This is a genomic window from Bacillus sp. FSL R5-0431 (assembly GCF_038002985.1).
Lineage (GTDB): Bacteria > Bacillota > Bacilli > Bacillales > Bacillaceae > Bacillus.
Genome location: NZ_JBBOOG010000001.1, coordinates 3,089,274 through 3,112,210 on the forward strand (window position 1 = coordinate 3,089,274; position 22,937 = coordinate 3,112,210).

The following is a 22,937-nucleotide window of genomic DNA, read 5'->3' on the forward strand; positions in this document are numbered from 1 at the left end:
CAATCTGCTGAATCTATTTACCTATTTAATCGATTAACGCACAAATGACTTGTTCATATTTAGACAGTGTTTGAACGCTGATTTGAAAAGAGGCTGCAATCTCTTTTTTGCTCACAGCTGATTCTTCTTGCTCCTTCATCCATAAATAATAAGATGCTGCTGCCCATGCAGGCGCATTTTTCTTATCTACGCCAGAAGCACGTGCCTGCTGAATAATATGGAATAACCAAAAATAAGGCATATGGCTGTCAGGCTGAACAGCTTCTTCCAAGCTGGATGCCGCCTGTTTTGCGAAAACCGCATCTTCTGAAAACGACCGCACTTCCATTTCATCTTCGTATAAGAGCAGTTCGATGAATTGCTGTTCGAAGGCTGTTTTCGCTGCGTGTGCATCAAGGACAGATTGAAGAACGTCACGTTCCCCTTTTTGTTTGCTCACATAGTACGCAGTCAGCCGCTCCTCAATGGAGACCATTGGCTCAGTCTCCTCGGGTTTATCCTGCCACGGCTTGATTTCATCTGCATCGATATCTTCTTCGACCATCTTATTCCAAACCGTCTGTGCAAGCGTTTTGTGGCCTGTATAATAAGCTGCGCTTGCGAGCCAGTATAAAAATGTACTATCTCCCTGAAAGCCTGTTTTGTACAAAGAATAAAGCCATTTAAAGGCCCATTCAAATTCTCCAACTAGGGCAAATGTTGCGCCAAGCTTATAACGCTGTTCACTTAATATTGGATACACGTGCGTTAATTGCTTCGCTAACGTATTGACCTTTTCTTCTTCTTTTTCATAATGATAGAAGACAAGCTGGTTGCAAAGGGCATGCAGATTACCCGGATTTTCATGAAGAACCCGGTTCAACATCTCTTTCGCCTGATGGATTTGACCAGAATAAAAATAGGCCAAAGCGAGATTATTATACGCTGACCAAAATTCTGGATACTCAACAATCATCTGTTCCAGCATTTCAATGGCTTCATCAAGCCTGCCGCTTTCTAGCAAGTGATTCGCTTGATCCTGCTTGACAATCAGGTCATCCTGATCGTAAGGAAAATCTTCGTCCTCTTCGTCGCTCATATCGAGCAGGTCGAGGAGATCGTCATTTTCATCTGCAAATTCCCCGTTCTCTTCCAATGAAGCATAGGCAGTAGCTGACTTATATGCCTCTTGAAAGAGTCCTAGATTCGCATAATTATTGGCTTTAAAATAGTGACACTCAGACATGTTTTCATCGATATGTTCAAGTATGAAATCAAGCAGTTCATTTGATTGTTGGTAATGACCCATTTCAGTATAAATAATGGCAAGCTGTGATAGCATTTCTACATTTTCAGGCTCAAGTACGATAGCCCGCTGTATCAGCTTACTCGCTTTAGATAGATTTCTTTCTCTATAAGCTTTTAGACCTTTATGAAAAAAGTAATGCCCATCTTGGAATAGCTGGACGACTTGTGTGTGATTATTTTGAGAAGTGTATTTACTCACCGATACCCTCCATTTCGAACAGTGTACCGTGTGTAGTATAACATACTTCACGAGTCGTCACATAGAACAAAAGAAAAGGAAGGATTTGTTTTTCACTCAAAAACAAAAAGCCAGAGGTGCCCCCGGCTTTTCACTCACCTTGATGACGCTTTTTTAATACTTTTAATACCTCATCAAGCGGCAATTGCTGTTCACGTAACAACACAAGCAGATGATACAGGAGATCGGCTGTTTCCCATTTCAATTCTTCTTGATCCCGGTTTTTCGCTGCAATGATGACCTCTGACGCTTCTTCCCCTACCTTTTTTAGGATTTTATCGACCCCTTTTTCAAATAGATAGGTTGTATAAGCGCCTTCTGGCATTTCTGTCTGACGTTTTGCAATCACCTGTTCAAGTTCATTTAAAAACGCAAAACGATCCTGCTCTTCCGTTTGAAGCTTCACGCCTTCTTCCGAAAAGCAGCTATAGCTGCCAGTATGGCAGGCTGGGCCACTTGGTGTGACAAGAACAAGCAGAGCATCTTTGTCACAGTCATATCGAATGGATGTGACTCGCTGAGTATATCCAGATGTGGCGCCCTTGTGCCAAAGCTCGTTTCTCGACCGGCTGTAAAACCATGTTTCCCCTGTCTCCAGTGTTTTTTCATAGGATTCTTGATTCATATACGCCAATGTCAATACTTCCTTACTTTGAGCATCCTGTACAATCGCAGGTATCAGGCCTGCCTCATTAAAGGATAATTCGTTTGCCTGTTTCATCTGACCTTCACCCCGTGTTCTCTCAAGTATGTCTTTACCTCTTGAATTGAAGTCTCTTTATAATGGAAAATGGAGGCTGCTAATGCTGCATCAGCTTCTCCTTTTGTAAATGCCTCCAGCATATGCTGGGCATTGCCAGCGCCTCCCGAGGCAATGACAGGCACGGTGACGGCTTCTGACACAAGCTTTGTTAATCGATGATCAAAGCCTGTTTTCTCACCGTCGGCATCCATACTTGTCAGTAAAATCTCTCCTGCTCCCCTCAGCACGGCTTCTTTTGCCCAATCGCTGACCTCTATATCCGTTTGACGGCGCCCTCCGTGTGTGTAGACCATGTACTCTTTTTTCTCTTCATCGTACTTTGCATCTATTGCGACGACGATGCACTGGGAACCAAAGAAATCGGCGCCTTCTGAAATCAGTTCTGGTCTTAAAACTGCCGCTGTGTTCACAGATACTTTGTCTGCACCCGCTCTTAATATGCGCTTCATGTCATCAAGGTGGTTAATTCCGCCGCCTACCGTAAAAGGGATGGCAAGAGTGGACGCCACTTGCTTGACCACATCCACCATCGTTTTCCGGCCTTCATGAGAGGCAGAAATATCAAGAAAGACAAGTTCATCCGCACCTTCCTCATCATACATCTGCGCTAATTCTACCGGATCACCAGCATCCTTTAAGCCGAGGAATTGCACCCCTTTGACCACACGCCCTTCCTTCACATCGAGACATGGGATGATTCGTTTTGTCATCATACGCGGTCAAGCCCTTCAATTGCTTCAGCTAAAGTAAACCGCTTCGTGTAAAGGGCCTTTCCAATGATCGCACCAGAAACACCTGACTGTTTTTGTGCTGACAGCTTTTGAAGATCAGCTAGCGCGCTTACACCACCTGAAGCAATGACTTGTTTGCCGGTAGCTTCCGCTAAGCGAACTGTACTTTCCACATTGGGTCCAGACAGCATGCCATCCATTTGAATATCCGTGAAAATAAAGACCTCCGCGCCTTCCTTTGCCAATTCTTTGCCGAGTTCCTCCGCCTTCACTTTCGACGTTTCAAGCCACCCCTCAGTCGATACAAAGCCATTTCGCGCATCGATCCCAATCGCTATTTTCTCCCCATATTGCGCAAGCATTTTTTTCACAAAGGCGGGATTAGAAACAGCGGAGCTGCCAAGGATGACTCTAGCTACACCATTGTTTATATAAAAGGCAACGTCTTCTTCTGTCCGAATGCCGCCGCCAATTTGTACATTCACATCTAAGGATGAAGCAATCGCCAGTACATGCTCATGATTGACGCGATTCCCTGCTTTCGCACCATCTAGGTCAACGAGATGAATCCACTTTGCTCCTTCATTTGCAAACCGCGCAGCCATATCAAGCGGCGAATCTCCATAAATGGTTTCTTGATCATAATCTCCTTGCACAAGCCGTACACATTTGCCATTTCTCATATCAATCGCTGGATACAATGTAAATTCACTCATTTGTTCACCCTCTGTTCGTTTGCTAATTGAATAAATTGTTTGAGCAGCGCCATTCCCGTTGTACTGCTTTTTTCAGGGTGAAACTGTGCGCCAAGCACATTCCCCTTGCCGACAACTGCTGGTACTTGAACGCCATAATCCGCACTTGCTAATTGCTCTTTTGGATTCATATCACTTACATAATAAGAGTGAACAAAGTACGCAAATCCTTCCGGTACACCATCAAACAATGGGGAGGGCTGATGAAATGTGAGCTCATTCCACCCCATATGAGGCACCTTCAGCCTTTGCCCATCCTGGTCGCGATCCTTTAAAAGAACGACACGCCCTTTTAACAGCCCCAAACCTTTCGTACGTCCTGCCTCTTCACTTTCTTCAAATAACAGCTGCATCCCGAGACAAATACCAAATAGCAGCTTTCCTTCCTGCACAACTTGGTGGATAAACTCTTCAAGTCCTGTCTGTTTTAACAGCTGCATCGCATCACGAAACGAACCGACCCCAGGCAAAATATAAGCATCTGCCTTTTTGAGCTCCTCCACATCAGAGGAGACGATATAACTGGCACCTGCTCGTTCCAGTGCTTTTGATACGCTGAACAAATTTCCCATTCCGTAATCAATGACTCCGATCATTAGAGCATCCCCTTTGTCGAAGGAATCCCTTTCACACGTGGATCAATGGTTGTTGCCTCATCTAGGGCACGTGCCATCGCTTTAAAAATGGCTTCAATCATATGGTGCGTATTGGTTCCGTAGTGAACAATCACATGAAGATTTATACGAGCTTCTAGCGCAAACTTCCAAAGAAACTCATGCACGAGCTCTGTATCAAAGGTACCGACCTTTTGACTTGGAAAGGCCGCTCTCATTTCCAAATGAGGGCGATTGCTTAAGTCGACCACGACCTGGGCAAGCGTTTCATCCATCGGAACAAAGCTGGAGCCATACCGCTTAATTCCCTTTTTATCACCTAACGCTTCCTTAAACATTTGCCCAAGCACGATGCCGATATCTTCTGTTGTGTGGTGATCATCAACATCCGTATCTCCTTTCGCATCGACGGTCAAATTAAAGTGTCCATGCTTCGTAAATAAATCAAGCATGTGTGTCATAAAAGGGACATCTGTTTGAATATCTGCTTTTCCTTCCCCATCAATCTCTAACGCTAACGAAATATTCGTTTCATTTGTTTGTCTCGCTGTTTCCGCCTGTCTCATGACGATTCCTCCCGCTTTCTCGATTCAATCGACCTTGCATGCGCTTCGAGCCCTTCTAATCTGGCAAAAGCCGCAATGCTATCCCTGTGTGTCTCAAAGGCTTCTTGACTATATGAAATAATGCTCGTTTTCTTTTGAAAATCAGTCACACCAAGCGGGCTGGAGAATCTAGCCGTTCCGTTGGTTGGCAGCACGTGATTTGGTCCTGCAAAATAATCTCCCACCGGCTCAGGGCTATAACGCCCTAAAAAAATCGCCCCTGCATGCTTGATTTGACCAAGAAGTGATTCTGGATATGCTGTCAGCACTTCTAAATGCTCTGGCGCTAACTGGTTGACGACGTCTACTGCACGATCCATAGATTCTGTCACGTATATACGGCCATAATCTTGTATGGATTGAGCTGCAATTGATTTTCTTGGCAAGGTGTCCAGCTGCGCTTGCACCTCAGCCTGCACGTTTTCAGCAAGTGTCTTAGACGGTGTCACCAAAACACTAGATGCCAGCGCATCATGTTCTGCCTGCGAAAGTAAATCAGCCGCTACCTCATGTGCCGATGCCGTATCGTCTGCTAGAACCGCAATTTCACTTGGACCGGCAATCATATCAATGTCTACCTGGCCAAATACTTCCCGCTTTGCCAGGGCTACATATATGTTGCCTGGACCTGTGATTTTATCAACAGACTGGATGCTTTCTGTTCCATAGGCAAGTGCCGCAATCGCCTGCGCACCGCCCATTTTATACATCTCAGAAATACCGAGCTCCTTTGCAGCAGCCAGTACAGCGTCTGAGAGATGGCCATCTTTCCCTGGAGGTGTGACAAGGACAATTCGTTCAACACCAGCGACAAGCGCCGGAATCACATTCATTAAAACAGATGATGGATAAGCAGCTGTTCCGCCGGGGACATACACACCGACTGCATCGAGCGGTGTCACCTTTTGTCCAAGCATCGAGCCATCCAGCTGGTGATAAAACCAAGAGGATGTCAGCTGACGCTCATGGTATGTGCGAATATGACGGATAGCCGTTTGGATCACCTGAATCATGGCTGGGTCCATGCGTTCGGAGGCTTTTGTCATTTCCTCCTCTGTGACAAGCGGATCTTCAAGCAGCACTCCATCAAATTGCTTTGTAAAAGATTGTACCGCTTGATCACCATTTAGCCTCACTTCTTGTATAATCCGCTGAACAGCCAGGCGCTGCTCTTCCGTACCTGTATCTAAAGTCCGCTTGAGTGAGAGTGTCTCTGTCTCACCTTCTTGTATATAGGTGATGTTCATGATGTTTCCTCCCCTTCAATGATTCTTGCAAGGCGCTGCGCCATTTCATCGATCACCGCATCCTTCATTCGATAGCTCACAGGATTGACAATAAACCGTGACGTAATATCACAAATATGCTCCGTTTCAACAAGTCCATTTTCCTTGAGTGTTTGACCTGTAGAGACAATGTCAACAATACGATCGGCGAGTCCGATGAGCGGTGCTAATTCAATGGAACCATTCAGCTTAATGATCTCCACCTGCTCCCCTTGTTCTCTAAAATAAGAAGATGCGACATTTGGGTACTTTGTTGCCACACGCGGCGCGACACCGCCCCAGCTGGCTCCCGGTAATCCGGCAACCGCTAAATGGCATTTGCTGATGTTTAAATCGAGCACTTCGTACACATCACGAGCTTCTTCGAGCATGACATCCTTCCCTGCAATGCCAACATCTGCTACACCGTGCTCTACATAAGTCGTCACATCCATTGGCTTCGCTAAAATAAAGCGGAGGTTTTCTTCCGGTACATCAATGATTAACTTTCTTGAATCCTCGAATTCCTCTGGCAGCTGATATCCCGCCTGTCTCAACAGCCCAGCTGCTTCTTCAAATATCCGGCCCTTTGGCATCGCCATCGTCAACACTTTACCCATTTGACTCTCCCTTTCTAGCGCCGATATAATAAGCCACCTGCTCAAATGCCTTGGTCATCGCGTCAATATTTTCAATCCCTGCTAAGTCTTGCAGGACGATCTTTTTCCCTTTTGACCGCTCCTTTTCTGCAAAAGCAAAAGCCTCCAGCCGTTGTTCTTTACTAAAAATCACTGCCTCCTGCGGCTCATTGATTTCTTTTGCATCAAGCGCTTCAAGCAGACGGTCTAATCGAAGTCCGAATCCTGTAGCTGGTGCAGGTGCATCAAAATGAGCCAGCAATTGGTCATATCTGCCGCCACTTCCGATGACTGACCCAACATGATCTGCAAATACTTCAAACAAAATGCCCGTGTAGTAGCTCATATGACTCACCATGCTTAAATCTAAACGGATATATTCTGTACAGCCGTAATCTTCAAGTGTCTCCCAAAGCGATTTTAACTGTGTGAGCACCTCTTTTCCCTCTTGTGAAACGACGATTTCCTCTGCCCGCTCTGTGACTTCCTGGCCGCCTCTTAACTCTAAAAGCTGTAACAGCCTCGTTTTATCGATGGAGGAGAGTGGCAATTGCTTCACATGCTGGCGGTATCCTACATAATTCTTTTCATATAAGAATCGGCGGAGGACGTTTGCACGCTCTGTATTTCCCAATACATCTACAAATAACGTCTCTGCTAAAGCGACATGCCCGATCGCGATTTTGAAGGACTTTAGCCCGGCATTTTTTAATGCAAATACGACAAGCGCAATCACTTCAGCATCTGCACTAATCGACCCGTCACCAATCAACTCAATTCCGACCTGCTCAAATTCTGATGGCCTTCCGCCTTCTCTTTCCTGCGCCCGGAACACATTGGCCGCATACCCAACGCGAAGCGGATACGCCTGTTGATGAAGCTTTGAAGCCGCCACTCTCGCAATAGGTCCCGTCATATCAGGTCTGAGTACAAGGGTTTGCCCGTTCTGATCTAAAAGCTTAAAGAGCTGTGTATCTGTAATCGCCGATTGAACACCGACTGTATCGTAAAATTCAAGCGTTGGTGTCTCCATCAAACGGTAACCCCAGCCATTCATGACCTCTGTCAATGAATGTCTCACTTTTTTCTTCGTCTCATACAATCCTGGTAATGAATCCCGCATACCATATGGTTTCTCAAACATAAACATGCTCTTCTGCACCTCCAACACATTAAAACAAAAAATTCCGAATCCTTTAGTTCGCTAATATGATAATATGCTAACAAAATAAAGTAATTAAATCAATCATTTTTATTTTCTCTCTATTTTCATGAAAAATTTGTGGAATTATTACATTCAAGTGACACCTGTCCCTTTTCTGCATGTTTGATAAAAGAACGTGCTATAATACTTAAAAATATTGAATAACACAGGAGATTACAGTGAAGTTCATCCAGACATTAATCTTAACTTTGTTGTGCGCATGCCTTGTTTATTTCGGCTTTATATACGTGACACAAATCGACCAAGTCAAGAAGGCAGCTTCACCACACGAAGCAGCCAAAGAAAAAGAAAACGATACGGCACTCGCAGCTGAAGAAACACGATCAACGAAAAAAACAGACAACACATATTCTTCTTTAAAAGGAAGTAAAAAAGCCATGGACGTCATCCTCTACAATCAAATGGATGCCCCAAAGCTTTATAATGGATGCGAAGTCACAAGCTTAGCGATGCTTCTTCATTACAGCGGCTATGAGCAAGTGACGAAAGACGCATTGGCAAATGAAATCAAACGTGTTCCGCTCAATTATGAAAATGGCTTAAAAGGAGACCCGCATGACGGGTTTGTAGGCGATATGGAGAATGGACCAGGTCTTGGTGTTTACCATGAACCTATTTATCAGCTTGCGAAAAAATATGCGGGCGCTCAAGTCGTCGACTTAAGCGGAAAACCTGTCAAAAAAGCCATCTATCAATCACTTGAAAAAGGGTATCCTGTTTGGGTGATTACCACATCCACCTTCGACAAAATAGATAACATCGAAACATGGAATACACCAAATGGCAAAATAGATGTGAGCTTTAATATGCATAGCGTGGTCATCACGGGCTATGACAAGGAACATGTCTACCTAAATAACCCATACGGTGAAAAGAATCAAAAAGTCGATCGCGATCAGTTTGAGGATTCTTGGGAACAGATGGGCCGGCAGGCGATTATCATTAAAGCGTAGAACACCTTTCTCATTGAAAACATGAAAAAACATCCTCTAGCCGTATAGAGGATGTTTTTTCATGATGATCTTTCTAGTATTTCCTTCAGGCGGTCTTCAAGCTTTGCAGCTGTCATTACTCCTCCGCCTACAATGAAGTATTCAACCTTTTTTTAGTAAAAATGAGAGATAATCCTTGATCGTTAGACTTCTCACTCATCGTTTTTAGCGGCAGTGAAACGACTTATTCTGCTTCAGATACAACGGTAAAACGTTCTCCAACATGGGCAGCCTGCTCCATTTCATCGACAAGGGCAATGGCGTAGTCGGCATAGCTCACATAGCTGTCACCTTTAGAATTGAGAATCAATTGGTCTTTCCCTTTCACATAAGAACCTGTGCGTTTACCTGCTGGGTCAAAAAATGCAGCAGGACTGAGGAAAGTCCATTTTAATCCTTCGGTCTGTTGAAGATCTTTTAGGTTTTCACCTTGCTGTGAAGCAGTCGCCACATACTCCTTTGGAAATTCTGGTGTATCAACAAGTCTTGTTGTTAGGGCTTCATCAACAAATAGACTGCCTGCTCCGCCCACAACGATTAAACGCGTATCGGGTACCTCTTTCAAAATATCAATAAGCTTTTTCCCAGCCTCTACGTGAAGGTGCTCTTGTCCAGCAGGTGCACCAAATGCATTGACGATGACATCAAAGCCTTTGATGTCTTCTGCTTGTAAATGAAACACATCCTTCTCGATAACAGCTACGGATGAATCTGTCACCTTTTGTGCATCTCGAACGATAGCTGTCACTTCATGTCCTCGTGATTGAGCCTCTTTTAAAATTTCCTGTCCTGCTTTACCTGTAGCGCCAATAATACCGATTTTCATATGAATTCCTCCTGTAAAATGATTTTATTTGATAAACAAAAGGTGTAACCAATTCGGTTACAATAGAGGTAAAAAAAATTGAATAATCATCCAATTTTTTTGATTAACACCTGCGTTAGTTCACTTAATTTGATCTCAGCAAGCACTTGCTCCATCGCACTTTGAGCGCGGCACAAGATTAACTCAAGCACAGCCTGAATATTTGCACCGATCGGACAGTCAGGATTTGGGCTTTCATGGATTTGAAACAACTCTCCCTCATCCACCACTTCAACCGCTTTATACACATCAAGCAGCGTGATGTCGTCTTCACTGCGGTTCAACTGAGAACCACCTTTGCCAAGACTCGTTGAGATTAGGCCTGCTTTTTTTAATTTACTCATAATGCGGCGGATGACCACTGGGTTTGTATTCACACTTCCCGCGATATCCTCCGATGTCTGTAATGATCCTTTTTCAAGTGATAGCAAGGCCAGAATATGGACAGCGACAGTGAATCTGCTGCTGATTTTCATGTTTTCTCACCTCTGTTGTAATCATTATAGTTACACCACAACATATTGTCAACAAAAAAGTCTGCCGAGCTACTCAGCAGACGTAGATTGACGTGCTTTCATTTCTTCTTTCGTATAAATCATACGCATTGGATTTCCTCCAACAAATGAGCCTGCTGGAACATCCTTATGAACAAGTGTACCAGCTGATACGATCGCCCCATCCCCAATGGTCACACCAGGTAAAATGGTTGAATTGGCTCCAATTAAGACTTCATCACCAATATAGACTTCCCCAAGTCTGTATTCTTTAATCAAATACTCATGGGACAAGATGGTCGTGTTATAGCCAATCACACTATTTCGACCGACCGTGATTTTCTCAGGAAACATGAGATCCACCATGACCATTAAGGCAAACGCTGTATCCTCGCCGACCTTCATACGAAGAAAGGTTCGGTATATCCAATTTTTCATTCCCATAAAAGGCGTGTACCGTGCTATTTGAATGAAAATAAAGTTTTTCACCACTTTGAAAAAGGGAACCGTCCGATAGACTTGTCGTAACGAATTGACCCCTTTTACAGGATAACGATCTGTTTTTCTCAACTCAATCAGCTCCAACAATCGCCAGGAGATCACTCATTTTCTTCAGCATGAAATCAGGGCGATGCTTTAAAAGGGCCTCTTCTCCCTTAATCGTCCAAGCAACACCTGCTGTTTTTGTCCCTGCCGCTTGACCAGACAAAATATCGTGATAATTATCGCCGACCATCACCGCTTCATGCGGATCACTGCCAAGCTTGGATAATGCTAGCTGGACAGGTTCTGGATGCGGCTTCTCATTTTGGACATCATCGAGCGTCACGATCACCTCAAAGAATGGCTCTAAACCTGTCAGCTTCAAACCCATTAAAACCGTATCACGTATCTTTGTTGTGACTATCCCAAGTTTAAATCCTCGATCCTGCAGCTCTTTTAATGTGTCTAAAACAGTCTCATATTCAGTCACAAGCAGATCATGCTGTTCATGATTAAACGTTCGGTACATCTGAATCATGTCATCCGTTAGCTCAGGGTCCATCGCAGAGAATGTATCAAACAATGATGGACCAATGAAATGAAGGATCTCTTCACGGCTGTACTGACCAGGATAATAATGATCAAGCGTATGTTGAAATGAAGCAATAATTAATTCATTCGTATTGATTAATGTGCCATCTAAATCAAATAGCACGGTGTTAATAATTGATTCGTTCATATGGCTTCCTTTCTAACAGCTGCAAGCTCCCGCTTCCGCCAAATATAGCTAATGGCAGCTGTTAATAAAATAGCAGATATCAGACGGATGACAAGAAGCGGCCACACAGGAATCCCAAGTGGAATAAATATCAGCGTATCTTCGACCACTGCATGGCAGGCAACAAGAAAAATGAAAGCAAGGGTTAAATCCTTTTTACTCACGCCGTCCTCTTCCACTGCCTTCATCATCACGCCGGCTCCGTATGCCAGACCGATGGTTAATCCAGCTACCATTGTCATCGACGTATTTTCTTTCATTCCAAGCATTCTCGTAAATGGAGACAGCCACTTAGACAGCGTATGGAGCCATCCTAAATCTCTCATGAATTGAATGATGATCATGAGAGGGATGACGATACAGGCAAGCTGGACCACACCGAGTACGGCTTTTTGTAAAGCGAGAAGGACAATCATGTACCAGCTGGAAGGCACATCAGCCGTCTGAGCTGCCGTCAGCAGTCCATATTGTGCCGGCTCCTGGCCTCCCTGCCACACGAGATGAATGACAATAGCCGAAATAACAGCAAGGCTGATTCTGACCAGCAAAATGACAGACACTCTGAGTCCAACCTTTGCTGCCACTGTCGATTCGATGATCAGGTTATGGCAAAAGGACAGCATCACGGCCAAAATGAACACTTCCTTCACAGGAAGATCTAGTGTCAGAATGGCGGCTATGCCCGCATACAAGTTCAGCACATTTCCTAATACAAGCGGAATGGCCGCTTCTCCTGAAAGACCAAACAACCCCATAAATGGCCGTATGAATTGTATGATCCAATTCATAACAGGCGTATGCTGCAAGATACTGACGAGAATGGTAACCGGAAAGATGACTTTTCCAAGTGTCCAAGTTGTCGATAGCCCTGCTTTTAAGCCGCTTTTCCATGTCTCTCCCATCTCTTCTGATCCCCCCTGCTTAATTCGATGAGTTGTTCTCTTTATAAGGAATCGATGCGTATCCTTTCATTCTTCTAAAGATCATCAGCAGAACAGCCACTGCAAAAATGGCAATCGAAATCATTTGAGCGATTCGTAGATGTTCTGTCAGCATCAAGCTGTCCGTTCTCATCCCTTCAATGAAGAAACGACCGATTGAATACCAGATTAAATAAGACAAGAAGATTTCGCCTCTGCGCAGCGATGTTCTGCGTAATAAAATCAAGATCACAACACCGGCAAGATTCCATAATGATTCGTATAAGAACGTTGGGTGATAATACGTCCCATCAATATACATTTGATTAATGATAAACTCTGGCAGATGCAAATTCTCTAAAAAGGCTCTTGAAACCGCCTCACCATGCGCTTCCTGATTAATAAAGTTCCCCCAGCGACCAATCGCCTGCCCTAGTAAAATACTAGGTGCTGCTACATCGGCTATTTTCCAAAAGGATACCTTTTTCACTTTTGTAAAGACGATCGCTGTCAGCACAGCACCTATCAGCCCGCCGTGAATAGCAATTCCGCCATTCCAAATCTTAATGATTTCATTTGGATGCTGCTGATAGTAATCCCATTCGAAGGATACATAATAAATTCGTGCACTAATAATGGCTATTGGAATGGCAAATAAGATTAAGTCAATAAACGTATCTTTATTGATTCCTCTCTTCTCACATTCTCTCAGTGCAAGCCAGAGTCCCAGCAAGGCTCCGACCCCAATGATCACACCATACCAATGAACCGAAAGAGGTCCGAGCTGAAAAGCAATCGGATCAATTGGCTGAATCGCTTCGTTCATATAGACAACTCCTATTCATCCTGGCCATTGTCTTCAATAACATCGGCAAGTTTACTTGTAAATTGTTCCGCCGCATTATGTCCCATGCGTTTTAACCTGAAGTTCATCGCAGCCACCTCAATGATGACCGCTAAGTTTCTTCCTGGCCGGACAGGGATGGTCAGCTTCGGTACATCTGTATCGATGATTCGCATTTTTTCTTCTTCAAGTCCTAAACGATCGTACTGTTTGCCTTGTTCCCAAAGCTCAAGGTTCATTACAATCGTAATTCTCTTATAGCTTCTGACAGCACCGGCTCCAAATAAGGTCATCACATTAATGATGCCTAGCCCGCGGATTTCTAAAAGATGTTCAATCAGCTCTGGTGCGCTTCCAACTAACGTATCCTGATCCTCTTGACGGATTTCCACACAATCGTCTGCGACCAGCCTGTGTCCCCTCTTCACTAGTTCTAAGGCTGTTTCACTTTTTCCTACTCCGCTTTTTCCAATTAACAATACACCTACACCATATACATCTACGAGCACGCCATGAATGGCGGTCGTTGGTGCAAGCTTACTTTCTAAAAAGTTGGTCAACCGACTCGAAAGTCTTGTCGTTTTTAGGCTTGATCGTAACACAGGGACGCCATTTTCATTTGAAGCTTCAATTAATTCCTTCGGCACTTCACGATCTCGTGACAAAATAATTGCAGGGGTAATATCTGTACAAAGAGACATCATTCTCTGCTTTCGTTCGCGTTCTGGGAGTTGTTCAAAAAAAGAAAGCTCTGTTTTCCCTAAAAGTTGAACTCTTTCTTTTGGGTAATATGTAAAATAACCAGCCATTTCAATACCTGGTCTGGAAAGATCACTGATTGTAATGGGACGATTAATCCCTTCTTCCCCACTTACCAGTTCAAGATGAAATTGTTCCATTATGTCCTTCGTACGAACTTTCGGCACGCTTCTTCCTCCTTTTATCACAGGCGATTCAGAAATACAGCTCTATTTTATCACTTTCAATGATGATCCCAAAACAGTATTTTATCCTGATCCTGTTTCATCTACTTCACTGGTATAGACAACTATACTTAAAAAGGGTAAACTAAGTCAAAGACAATGACTAAAGGGGGCACAATCATGAGCAGCTCTTTATTGCTCTCCAATATTCATATTGTGACAAAGACTGAAATGATTGCAAACGGTTTTGTCGGTTTACGCGACGGCAAGATTGACTATATTTCAACATCACCACCGACAGGAAATTATGAAAAAGTATATATTTCCCGGGAAAACTTTTATTTACTTCCCGGAATGATTGATATTCACATCCATGGCGGATATGGAGCAGACATGATGGATGCGACATCAGAAGCCATGAATACACTCGCTAACAACTTACCATCAGAAGGAACGACAAGTTTTTTAGCAACAACCATCACTCAAAACCATCATGAGATAGAGCAAGCACTTAAAAATGTCTCTCAGTGGAAACATTATAATGAAGAACAAGCAGGAGTTCAGGCACAATGTTTAGGTATCCATCTTGAAGGTCCTTTTATTTCTAAAGATAAAGCAGGGGCACAGCCTGTTCAATGGATAAAGCAGCCCGATCTCCCTCTTTTTGAAAAATGGCTGGATGCTTCTCAACAGCTTATTCGAATTGTCACGTTTGCACCTGAGGAAGACCCTGACTTTGCTTTTCTTTCTCTGTTGCAAGAAAAAAACATCATTCCTTCTATTGGACATACGAATGCCCATCATGACATGATTGAATTAGCAGCAAAGCATGGTGCACGCCATGTCACGCATCTTTATAATGCACTGAGTTCGTTTCAGCATCGTGAACCAAATGCTGTGGGGGCTGCTCTTACGAACGAGAATCTTCATACCGAGCTGATTACGGATGGGATACACTCCCATCCACTTTCCATTAAGCTTGCATATTTAGCAAAAGGAAGTGATCGTTCGATCATGATTACAGATTCGATGCGCGCAAAAGGACTCGGGAATGGGACGTACGAATTTGGCGGTCAAACAGTCACAGTCAGCGGCGAAAAAGCATTACTCTCAGATGGTACACTTGCAGGATCGATTCTGAGAATGAAAGATGGCGTCAAACGGATGAAACAGATTACACATTGTGAATGGACAGAGATTGCGAAGATGACCTCAACCAATGCAGCCATTCAGCTAGGACTTGATCAGCAGCTCGGTTCGATCGAAGTTGGAAAACAAGCAGACCTTGTGATTTGGGATCAATCTGGCGAACTAATGATGACAATCTGCCGTGGACAAATCGTCTTTGAGAAAAAGGAGGCCAACCACTAATGAAGATCATCGAATTTGAAGATAAAGAACAATTAGGAAAAGAAGCAGCAGCCCTTATCGCACGCACAATCGCTTCTAAACCAGATGCAGTACTTGGCCTAGCAACGGGCGGTACACCTCTTGATACATATCAAGAGTTAATTCACCTTCATCAAGCACACCAATTGTCTTTCAAACAAACAAAAACAGTCAATTTAGATGAATATGCAGGACTTGATCCAGATCATGAAAATAGTTATATGACCTACATGAAACGTCATTTATTTGATCATATTGATCTCCCTCAGGATCAGTATTTCCTTCCAAATGGCGCTGCACCTGATTTAGAAAAAGAATGCTTAAGATATGATCAGCTCATTCAAGATATAGGCGGCATCGACCTTCAGCTTCTTGGAATCGGTCAAAATGGACATATCGGTTTTAACGAGCCCGGTACCCCATTTAACTCAAAGACTCATGTCGTGCAACTAGATGAAAACACCCGGGAGGCCAATGCAAGATACTTTTCTTCTATTGATGAAGTGCCTACATATGCCATCACCATGGGTATTGCGAGCATTCTTTCAAGTAAAAAGATTCTCCTTCTTGCATCAGGAAAATCAAAAGCGAAAGTGATACAATATTTAGAACAGACTGAGATACATCCAGACTTCCCAGCATCTGCTCTGAAACTTCATGAAGATGTGACGATTTTGATTGATCGAGAAGCTGGTTCACTACGCTAAAGCTAAACACGAGAGGATTTTCACATGTTTATTGATAAGCAGTCACCTATTCCGATGTACCATCAGATTATGGAGAACTTGAAAAAGCAGATTGAGGATGGAACATTAGCACCTGATACACTCATTCCTTCTGAAAGAGAATATGCCGAACGCTTTGGTATAAGTCGAATGACTGTCAGACAAGCCTTATCGAACCTTGTGAACGAAGGATATTTGTATCGACAAAAAGGAAAAGGCACCTTTGTTAGCCGAAAAAAATTTGAACAGCCGCTTCAAGGCTTAACAAGCTTTACAGAGGATATGCGCCAGCGTGGGCTTAAAGCTTCAAACCAGCTGATTGACTTCAAAAAAATCGTATGTCCAGAGCACTTGCTGCCTGTCTTACAACTGTCAAATAGCGATGCTGTATTTGAACTCAAACGGATACGCCTTGCAAATGATGAACCGATGGCGATTGAAACGAGCTATATCCCTGAAGCATTTGCAGGAGATTTAACAAAGGAACATTTAACTGGCTCTATATATGAATATATAGAGACTCAAACAGGCCTTGCAATTGCTCATGCAAAACAAGAGCTTGAAGCGAATGTAGCTTCAAAGGAAGAAGCACACGTGCTGTCTATTTCAACAGGCGATCCCGTGCTCTCAATCGCAAGAACGACTTATTTTCAGAATGACGTTCCATTTGAGTATGTTCTCTCCGTGTATAGAGGGGATCGTTACAAGCTCATTCATACAATGGAAAGATAAACAGTGCCCTCATAAAAGGAGGAGCACTGTTTTTTATTTCCTAAGAAATGTTGCTTCACGATCATCTTTTGTATGAATTTTCCATATAGGCGAAATTGCTTTTCCTTGAAAACGATCTTTTGCTACAGTGTACCAATAATAGTCTTCATTTGGCCTTAAGCCTTTCCACACAAAGCTTGCTTTTTTGCCGCTTTTTACACCGCGTGCCTCTCCTATCAGGACATTTGTGTAGACATTAAGTTCAAAATAATTGGTTTTGACAGATTTCATTTTCGGCGTCAAATCCACATCAATTGAAAATTCATCCTGATCTCCATACGTTTTAGGATCATAGAAATGCTCTTGATTCATATAAGGTGAGTACGTCGTAAAATGAAGCTGGTTTTTTTCTTGATCGGCTGTTATCAGCCTCATAAACCCTTGTCCACCTTCAGGTCCTGACTGATAATCAGCGAGTATTTGATATACTTTCCGGTCTACTTTGCCATCCTGGTTATCGTCAAGCTCATCTACTTTCCTGCTTGCTCCGTGATAATGGCCGCTAAATACTGCCACAATATTGGGATGGCGTTTCACCACCTGATGGAAGATGAGGTCGCCAATCGGGCTGCGGTTGCCACTCACCAACAAATACTCATGGAAATTTAAAATGACGATGCGGTCTGGATGCTCAGAAATCACACGGTTTAACCAATCAATTTCATCTTGCTTAATCCCCCAGCCCATGTATACCATCATATAATCATTGCCACCGGCAGAGATGAGATCATAATGACCTCGATTGTTTTGATAGGATTCACCATAGTAAGGTTTATTTGCAAAGCGTTTCTCCCCGAAATATTTCCCATATTCCGCATATAAGCCATCCTTATGTCGAACATCATGATTTCCTGCTAAAACACCGTAAGGAATTTGATGCTCATCTAACACACGCATAAACGTATCGGCACGATGCCATTGTTTATCCTTTGAATCATCCACAATATCACCTGTATGGAACACATATTGAATGTTTAACTTTTCTCTCTGGTCTCGAATCCACTCGACCATTTGTTTAAAGATATGAGGATAGCTCTTTGCATAATATTGTGTGTCAGACATCCAAACCATCTTATATGGCTTTTGCGCTTTGCTGATTTCATCCTGTACAAGCAAATCAAACGTATGATTCTTCATGTACTGTCTTACTGACAGCAGTCCTTTCAGGTAAAATTCTTTTTGATCTTCAGCAAAATGATGAGTGATTTTATCCCACTTTTCTTGCTGATGATTCCATGCATACATGGTCACCTTTCTCCCTGACAATGAACTCCCTTTCCACATCGCTTCGACGACATCCTTTTCACGTACATCTTGATGAACCTTGATTTGAAAACGATGATAGGGAAAACGATTTAAATCCTTCGTTTCAACTGACTTACCATCAGCAAATGCAATGCGATTCCTTTCTTGATTAGAAAAGATCATTTCTCCTTTTTCGTTAAAGCTTTTTGGCGGTTCTGTCTCCGCTGCATATTTCAAAATCTTCATTGATGGATGCAGCGATGTATATTGATAGGCACGGTAAAAGGAGTAATCCAGCTTATCATTCGTTGGATCCTTGGTGAGCACAGTTTGCTTAGACGATTTCATTTTCGTCTTATCTGCTACTCGTTCTGGTGTCTCAGGGTGTTCATGTACCGTTTTGAATTCTTTTTTCAACGTCGACATGTTCCCTGCGGCATCTTTTGCTTTAATTGTCAACGTGTGTTCACCCGGGTTTAATTCGCTAGAGGACGTCTGATATGGCAAGGAAATGGGCTTGCCATCTACATATGCCTTCATCTCCTCTATGTCACTCCAACGATCCGTTACCTTTGCTTTTAACGTAAAGGCTCCTTTATATGGATCCTTTGTTTGGACGTTGGTCTTGATTTTCGGACCTGTGTTATCAACGTTCACATGTACAGATGCATGCTCGTCTGAGGTTTTGGCCTCAATCAAATGCGGCCCCTCTTTCAGCCTTCTTGTGTCCCACTTCATATAGGTTGAAACATAAGCTTCTTTTGGAATTTCAAATTGAAATGTTCTTACCTTTTTGGCGTTACCGCTGTCTCCCATTTTCCATTCTTTTTGCGGCTTTGCATTGATTGGAGGAATTTGTGTTCCATTCGACAGGATCATCCGGACGTTTTTTAATTCAAAATCATCGTGATTCTCTCCAGGCAGCCGATCTACTGGAGAAGACTTCGTTCCAGCATGGAAGGAGATCGTTTGGAGACCTGCTTTTTTCATCTCTGCTTCTGGTATTGGCATTGTATAGGTACGATACACTTTTGTCGAATCATCAAAAATAGAAAGTAAGTGCTTACCTATGGACACACCATTTTTAAAATATAAATTTGTCCCTTTGACATCAAATGCGATATATGGATCTGCTTCAAGGGCAGAAAATACTTGCTGATTCCGCTTTCCATCTATCAATAATTCAATGCTTTTTTTCCGATCAGACGTTGCCTTTAATGGAAATAATCCTGAAACCGTATCTCCTTCTTCTACATTGAATCGAAGGCCGTGGGCTTTGCTAACCTGCTCCACATCAATCATTTTTTTCATCGTCATTGCTGTATTTTCGCCGTCTGACGCTTCAAGCTGATATTCCAATTGTTCTTTACCAATCAACTCAGGTGAGTAAATAATATGATGAAATAACCGGTCGTTATGATCTTTTTGAAGCAGTATTTCCTTGAAATCATCTTTCCGATTTGTTCGATAGCGAAGCTTGACAGTTTTGACGGCCTGATCATCCTGTACATCCGCTTTAATCTCTATGCTTTCAGTTGGTTTCACTGGTTTCCTCACTGTCATATCTTCAATCACAGGTTTATGGATATCTTGAGACATTTCTTTTTTCTCAGATGGAATTTGTGCTTTTAGCACTTTTCCAGGCGTAGGCTCTTCTTCAATTTTCGAGATCAGCTTCATTTGCGAAGTACCGTCCATTGGATATTTAAACAGCAAAGATTTATGCTCACTAAACCATGATGGCTTCAAACGAAATGCTGCTGAAGAAATCTCCTCCCCTATATTTGTTGTGATTGAAACAAGACGAGATTTAGAGTTGGACAGCCCTTTGCTCTCGATGACAGATACATGCTCTCCCTCTTTTAATTGACTTTTGTACATGGCATTGAAGTCCGCTACAGTTAAATGCTCCTGCCCTTTTTTCCTCAGCCAGAAAACATAAGGTTTTCCAGGTGAAATGGTGACTGGATTTGCGTGAAAGGAATACACATCATCCATTTCAGTTCCTTGTGCAGGATTGCGGTAGCGAAGCTGATAATGTTTAAGAGAGATTGGCTCATGTGTCGTGTTATACACCTCGATAAATTCAAATGCATCTTTGCCTTTGCGATTCTTTGAATTGACGACAATTTCCGTGATGACTAAGTCCGGAATGCGAGAAAGATCTTCTTCAAATCCATTTAAGTGGACAGATTGTTCTGCCGTTTTGATCACGGACTTTTGCGTAAGAAACTCTGTATAGTAACGAACGGTTGAATTCCATAATTGATCTGGCGGAATTTTCGCTGTAAATTCTGGCTTCATACCTGGTAACCGTTCCATTGGAAGCAAACGGTACCCCAGTTCATCACTTTGTTTATAGTACAAGTTCGCAGACAAAATTTGTTCCGGATCCGTAATAGACGCACGAAACTGGAGATCACGGCTTTTTTCCCCTAGAACTGGACGGACATCCACATGAAATCGATCAAAGATAAAAGGAGAAAAAGGCTTGTCCGGTATATTGACTTGTGTTTGAATAAAAGGCCCTGCTGAAGCAGGCTGATTGAAACAAAAAAGAATGATAAAAAAACATAAAAGCATGATTTGTCTGCTCACGTTCACCATCGTGCACCGCCTCCTTCGGATATTGTGTCTCCTGAAGGAAGTTTTTATGACAGATGAAACGGAGAAACGATACAAAATGGTACAAAAAAACCGTTAGCTTTTTTTCGCTAACGGCTCCACAATTCCTTTTTGTATCAACAGATGGAAAATGGATAAAATGACAGCCATCCAAATGGCCGTTCCAAACCCATCAATGTTAAAACTATCACCCATAAAGCTCGATGTCATCATCAATGTGATGGCATTAATCACAAACAAGAACAATCCTAGTGAAAGGACGGTTACTGGAAGCGTTAAAATGATCAAAAACGGCTTCACTAAAATATTGAGCAAGGATAAAATGATACTTGCGACAATGGCTGCCCCAAACCCTTCAATATATACGCTTCCGAGCCCTGGCAGAATGCCTGAATCAAAATATCCAGCAATGACGATTAAAAGTAATGCATTTACTAAAATACTGACGATCCATCTAAGCATTTATTTAGTGCCTTCTTCCGGAACAACAAAATACCAGATGAAGTAGACCAGGAAGATAGGCATAAATGCTGTCAAAAATCCGATGATGACCGTTAAAATGCGAAGCAGGGATGCATCGACACTTAAGTATTCGGCAAGTCCACCAACAACACCCGCTATTTTTTTATCTGTTGCTGAACGATAAAGCTTCTTCATGTAGAATCACTCCTTGTCTGATTGGTGCTTTACTTGAATTGAACCTGTTTTTGTTTCTGCAAAAATGGATATACTGTTCACTGCCTGTTGATTGGCTTTGATCATTTTCTCTTTTTGTAATGTTTCATTTTTCTCTTTAATCATCTCTGCATCAAGCAAATCATGAGAAATAGACCCAAGATTGCTTTTCAGTTCAGCGGTCACTGCACACGCACGCGGGATCTGGACGTCCACACTGCCTGTTGTCGTTTTCGCATAAATGGAACGGCACTTTTCATCCGACAGCTGAATAGCAATGTTTCCGTTAAAGCTTTGGGCATCAATTGATTCACTTTTCCCGCGCAGGTCAATGAGCCCATTGATGGTTTCTACTTCAATCATACCACACTCGTGATCCGCCAGTTTAATTTGTCCGTTTGCTGTTTCAATTCCGACCTTTTCTGCCTGTAACGAGGCAAAAGAGACAACACCATTGGTGGTTTTCGCAGCAAGTTCTTTTGTCTTTAGCTTTTCCCCGCGAATCGGACCATTAAACAGTTTAACCTTGATTTTATCGTATTGGATACGAGGTACATATAAAGTGACATTGACTTTCATCGTCTTCTTTTCGGTCCGTATAAAAAATTTATCCCCTTCCAGGCCGCAGTCCAATTGATTGAGAAATTGCTGTCTTGCCTGCTCTCCGTCCTCTGCACGGTAGATTTTCGCATGGCACTCTGCACGAATATCCCCATCGTCCCAAGGCATCACATTGAGACTGCCGTTCGCCAATTGAATATCTAAATGAGAGAGCGTGGCGTCTTTGAACTGAAAAATGTGCTCAACGTCGACCGACTGTCCAAAGTTTAAATCAAGATCTACGTCTTTCACCTTTTTCACCGCAGAATCTAACCAGCCAAACAGCTTTGCACCAAGATTTTCAGTACCAGTTCCTTTGCTCTCTGTGCCAGCTTTTTCTTCATGAAAGGTGTGATCAGCTGTAGACTTTTCTAATGAAACAGACTGACTTTCTTCTAGTTTTTCAAGCAGCGTAATCGCTTCTTTTGCCGATAATGTCCCGTCTTCTACTAATTTTAAAATGCGTTCTTTTTCATTCATACAAAGC

At 42.9% G+C, this 22,937-nt stretch carries 24 protein-coding genes; 4 read left to right on the forward strand and 20 right to left on the reverse strand.

Translation table 11 applies throughout. The features are described 5' to 3' along the window. Nucleotides 1-25 precede the first annotated feature (25 nt). From MKZ03_RS16005 to MKZ03_RS16045, 9 genes are all read right to left on the reverse strand, one after another. Nucleotides 26-1,486, reverse strand: coding sequence for a tetratricopeptide repeat protein (locus tag MKZ03_RS16005; protein WP_034660079.1), 1,461 nt, complete (start codon nucleotides 1,484-1,486; stop codon nucleotides 26-28). Between the two features lie 130 nt (nucleotides 1,487-1,616). Beyond that, nucleotides 1,617-2,246 (reverse strand): bifunctional phosphoribosyl-AMP cyclohydrolase/phosphoribosyl-ATP diphosphatase HisIE, encoded by a 630-nt coding sequence (gene hisIE / locus MKZ03_RS16010; protein WP_341032405.1) that lies wholly within the window; start codon nucleotides 2,244-2,246, stop codon nucleotides 1,617-1,619. Further along, entirely contained in the window at nucleotides 2,243-3,001 is a 759-nt protein-coding gene (gene hisF / locus MKZ03_RS16015; RefSeq protein ID WP_060597354.1) for an imidazole glycerol phosphate synthase subunit HisF, read from the reverse strand. Before hisF ends, hisIE begins: the two co-directional genes overlap by 4 nt. After that, nucleotides 2,998-3,735: a 1-(5-phosphoribosyl)-5-[(5-phosphoribosylamino)methylideneamino]imidazole-4-carboxamide isomerase gene (gene hisA / locus MKZ03_RS16020; RefSeq protein WP_106030536.1), complete on the reverse strand. Its 738-nt coding sequence runs from the start codon at nucleotides 3,733-3,735 to the stop codon at nucleotides 2,998-3,000. Before hisA ends, hisF begins: the two co-directional genes overlap by 4 nt. After that, a complete protein-coding gene (gene hisH / locus MKZ03_RS16025) occupies nucleotides 3,732-4,370 on the reverse strand; it encodes an imidazole glycerol phosphate synthase subunit HisH (protein WP_034660083.1) in 639 nt (212 codons plus the stop codon). Before hisH ends, hisA begins: the two co-directional genes overlap by 4 nt. Then, on the reverse strand, nucleotides 4,370-4,954 hold the full coding sequence (hisB, locus tag MKZ03_RS16030) for an imidazoleglycerol-phosphate dehydratase HisB (RefSeq protein ID WP_034660084.1): 585 nt from the start codon (nucleotides 4,952-4,954) through the stop codon (nucleotides 4,370-4,372). The genes hisH and hisB overlap by 1 nt, the downstream gene beginning before the upstream one ends. Continuing rightward, on the reverse strand, nucleotides 4,951-6,240 hold the full coding sequence (gene hisD / locus MKZ03_RS16035) for a histidinol dehydrogenase (RefSeq protein ID WP_341032408.1): 1,290 nt from the start codon (nucleotides 6,238-6,240) through the stop codon (nucleotides 4,951-4,953). The genes hisB and hisD overlap by 4 nt, the downstream gene beginning before the upstream one ends. Next, the gene (hisG, locus tag MKZ03_RS16040; protein ID WP_003213329.1) at nucleotides 6,237-6,878 is read right to left on the reverse strand and encodes an ATP phosphoribosyltransferase; all 642 of its coding nucleotides are present in this window, start codon (nucleotides 6,876-6,878) and stop codon (nucleotides 6,237-6,239) included. The genes hisD and hisG overlap by 4 nt, the downstream gene beginning before the upstream one ends. Continuing rightward, a complete protein-coding gene (locus tag MKZ03_RS16045) occupies nucleotides 6,871-8,046 on the reverse strand; it encodes an ATP phosphoribosyltransferase regulatory subunit (RefSeq protein ID WP_341032410.1) in 1,176 nt (391 codons plus the stop codon). The genes hisG and MKZ03_RS16045 overlap by 8 nt, the downstream gene beginning before the upstream one ends. A 233-nt stretch (nucleotides 8,047-8,279) precedes the next feature. On the opposite strand from MKZ03_RS16045, the gene MKZ03_RS16050 reads away from it, so the two are divergent. After that, entirely contained in the window at nucleotides 8,280-9,074 is a 795-nt protein-coding gene (locus tag MKZ03_RS16050; protein WP_034660087.1) for a C39 family peptidase, read from the forward strand. 223 nt (nucleotides 9,075-9,297) lie between these two features. Here the strand turns inward: MKZ03_RS16050 and MKZ03_RS16055 are convergent, their stop codons facing one another. The 7 genes from MKZ03_RS16055 to hprK all read right to left on the reverse strand — a co-directional run bounded on the left by MKZ03_RS16055 (nucleotide 9,298) and on the right by hprK (nucleotide 14,423). Further along, nucleotides 9,298-9,939: an NAD(P)-dependent oxidoreductase gene (locus tag MKZ03_RS16055; protein WP_307500302.1), complete on the reverse strand. Its 642-nt coding sequence runs from the start codon at nucleotides 9,937-9,939 to the stop codon at nucleotides 9,298-9,300. An 86-nt stretch (nucleotides 9,940-10,025) separates the two neighbouring features. Beyond that, nucleotides 10,026-10,454, reverse strand: a complete 429-nt coding sequence (locus tag MKZ03_RS16060; protein ID WP_003213266.1) for an Rrf2 family transcriptional regulator — start codon at nucleotides 10,452-10,454, stop codon at nucleotides 10,026-10,028. A 69-nt stretch (nucleotides 10,455-10,523) separates the two neighbouring features. Beyond that, nucleotides 10,524-11,042 carry an acyltransferase gene (locus tag MKZ03_RS16065; protein ID WP_060597361.1) on the reverse strand — a complete coding sequence of 173 codons (519 nt, stop codon included), beginning with the start codon at nucleotides 11,040-11,042 and terminating at the stop codon, nucleotides 10,524-10,526. A 1-nt stretch (nucleotide 11,043) separates the two neighbouring features. Further along, nucleotides 11,044-11,694 carry a pyrophosphatase PpaX gene (gene ppaX, locus MKZ03_RS16070; protein ID WP_307500303.1) on the reverse strand — a complete coding sequence of 217 codons (651 nt, stop codon included), beginning with the start codon at nucleotides 11,692-11,694 and terminating at the stop codon, nucleotides 11,044-11,046. Next, nucleotides 11,691-12,635: a nucleoside recognition domain-containing protein gene (locus MKZ03_RS16075; RefSeq protein WP_341032412.1), complete on the reverse strand. Its 945-nt coding sequence runs from the start codon at nucleotides 12,633-12,635 to the stop codon at nucleotides 11,691-11,693. The genes ppaX and MKZ03_RS16075 overlap by 4 nt, the downstream gene beginning before the upstream one ends. Before the next feature lie 19 nt (nucleotides 12,636-12,654). Then, nucleotides 12,655-13,479, reverse strand: a complete 825-nt coding sequence (gene lgt / locus MKZ03_RS16080; RefSeq protein WP_095285749.1) for a prolipoprotein diacylglyceryl transferase — start codon at nucleotides 13,477-13,479, stop codon at nucleotides 12,655-12,657. A gap of 11 nt (nucleotides 13,480-13,490) precedes the next feature. Further along, nucleotides 13,491-14,423: an HPr(Ser) kinase/phosphatase gene (gene hprK / locus MKZ03_RS16085; protein ID WP_003212943.1), complete on the reverse strand. Its 933-nt coding sequence runs from the start codon at nucleotides 14,421-14,423 to the stop codon at nucleotides 13,491-13,493. 177 nt (nucleotides 14,424-14,600) lie between these two features. On the opposite strand from hprK, the gene nagA reads away from it, so the two are divergent. The 3 genes from nagA to MKZ03_RS16100 are packed head-to-tail and all read left to right on the forward strand — an operon-like array spanning nucleotide 14,601 to nucleotide 17,266. Then, a complete protein-coding gene (nagA, locus tag MKZ03_RS16090) occupies nucleotides 14,601-15,791 on the forward strand; it encodes an N-acetylglucosamine-6-phosphate deacetylase (protein ID WP_341032415.1) in 1,191 nt (396 codons plus the stop codon). Beyond that, complete coding sequence (gene nagB, locus MKZ03_RS16095; protein WP_340973871.1) at nucleotides 15,791-16,516, forward strand: glucosamine-6-phosphate deaminase; 726 nt, start codon at nucleotides 15,791-15,793, stop codon at nucleotides 16,514-16,516. The genes nagA and nagB overlap by 1 nt, the downstream gene beginning before the upstream one ends. 24 nt (nucleotides 16,517-16,540) lie before the next feature. Beyond that, nucleotides 16,541-17,266: a GntR family transcriptional regulator gene (locus tag MKZ03_RS16100; protein WP_307500309.1), complete on the forward strand. Its 726-nt coding sequence runs from the start codon at nucleotides 16,541-16,543 to the stop codon at nucleotides 17,264-17,266. Nucleotides 17,267-17,299: 33 nt separating this feature from the next. Here the strand turns inward: MKZ03_RS16100 and MKZ03_RS16105 are convergent, their stop codons facing one another. The 4 genes from MKZ03_RS16105 to MKZ03_RS16120 form a co-directional block, all read right to left on the reverse strand. After that, complete coding sequence (locus tag MKZ03_RS16105) at nucleotides 17,300-21,157, reverse strand: metallophosphoesterase (protein WP_341032418.1); 3,858 nt, start codon at nucleotides 21,155-21,157, stop codon at nucleotides 17,300-17,302. A gap of 93 nt (nucleotides 21,158-21,250) precedes the next feature. Next, a complete protein-coding gene (locus MKZ03_RS16110; RefSeq protein WP_024423577.1) occupies nucleotides 21,251-21,637 on the reverse strand; it encodes a phage holin family protein in 387 nt (128 codons plus the stop codon). After that, the gene (locus MKZ03_RS16115; RefSeq protein WP_034660102.1) at nucleotides 21,638-21,832 is read right to left on the reverse strand and encodes a PspC domain-containing protein; all 195 of its coding nucleotides are present in this window, start codon (nucleotides 21,830-21,832) and stop codon (nucleotides 21,638-21,640) included. A gap of 6 nt (nucleotides 21,833-21,838) precedes the next feature. Continuing rightward, the gene (locus tag MKZ03_RS16120) at nucleotides 21,839-22,930 is read right to left on the reverse strand and encodes a DUF4097 family beta strand repeat-containing protein (RefSeq protein WP_340973875.1); all 1,092 of its coding nucleotides are present in this window, start codon (nucleotides 22,928-22,930) and stop codon (nucleotides 21,839-21,841) included. Nucleotides 22,931-22,937 lie beyond the last annotated feature (7 nt).

Coding starts and splice junctions, on each gene's coding strand:
- MKZ03_RS16055 (WP_307500302.1), bottom strand. CDS start 9,939: ATGAAAATCGGTATTATTGGCGCTACAGGTAAAGCAGGACAGGAAATT.
- MKZ03_RS16105 (WP_341032418.1), bottom strand. CDS start 21,157: ATGGTGAACGTGAGCAGACAAATCATGCTTTTATGTTTTTTTATCATT.
- hisB (WP_034660084.1), bottom strand. CDS start 4,954: ATGAGACAGGCGGAAACAGCGAGACAAACAAATGAAACGAATATTTCG.
- MKZ03_RS16100 (WP_307500309.1), top strand. CDS start 16,541: ATGTTTATTGATAAGCAGTCACCTATTCCGATGTACCATCAGATTATG.
- nagA (WP_341032415.1), top strand. CDS start 14,601: ATGAGCAGCTCTTTATTGCTCTCCAATATTCATATTGTGACAAAGACT.
- ppaX (WP_307500303.1), bottom strand. CDS start 11,694: ATGAACGAATCAATTATTAACACCGTGCTATTTGATTTAGATGGCACA.
- hisIE (WP_341032405.1), bottom strand. CDS start 2,246: ATGAAACAGGCAAACGAATTATCCTTTAATGAGGCAGGCCTGATACCT.
- MKZ03_RS16060 (WP_003213266.1), bottom strand. CDS start 10,454: ATGAAAATCAGCAGCAGATTCACTGTCGCTGTCCATATTCTGGCCTTG.
- hisA (WP_106030536.1), bottom strand. CDS start 3,735: ATGAGTGAATTTACATTGTATCCAGCGATTGATATGAGAAATGGCAAA.
- hisG (WP_003213329.1), bottom strand. CDS start 6,878: ATGGGTAAAGTGTTGACGATGGCGATGCCAAAGGGCCGGATATTTGAA.
- MKZ03_RS16110 (WP_024423577.1), bottom strand. CDS start 21,637: ATGCTTAGATGGATCGTCAGTATTTTAGTAAATGCATTACTTTTAATC.
- MKZ03_RS16045 (WP_341032410.1), bottom strand. CDS start 8,046: ATGTTTATGTTTGAGAAACCATATGGTATGCGGGATTCATTACCAGGA.
- lgt (WP_095285749.1), bottom strand. CDS start 13,479: ATGAACGAAGCGATTCAGCCAATTGATCCGATTGCTTTTCAGCTCGGA.
- nagB (WP_340973871.1), top strand. CDS start 15,791: ATGAAGATCATCGAATTTGAAGATAAAGAACAATTAGGAAAAGAAGCA.
- MKZ03_RS16115 (WP_034660102.1), bottom strand. CDS start 21,832: ATGAAGAAGCTTTATCGTTCAGCAACAGATAAAAAAATAGCGGGTGTT.
- hisF (WP_060597354.1), bottom strand. CDS start 3,001: ATGATGACAAAACGAATCATCCCATGTCTCGATGTGAAGGAAGGGCGT.
- hisH (WP_034660083.1), bottom strand. CDS start 4,370: ATGATCGGAGTCATTGATTACGGAATGGGAAATTTGTTCAGCGTATCA.
- hisD (WP_341032408.1), bottom strand. CDS start 6,240: ATGAACATCACCTATATACAAGAAGGTGAGACAGAGACACTCTCACTC.
- MKZ03_RS16075 (WP_341032412.1), bottom strand. CDS start 12,635: ATGGGAGAGACATGGAAAAGCGGCTTAAAAGCAGGGCTATCGACAACT.
- MKZ03_RS16120 (WP_340973875.1), bottom strand. CDS start 22,930: ATGAATGAAAAAGAACGCATTTTAAAATTAGTAGAAGACGGGACATTA.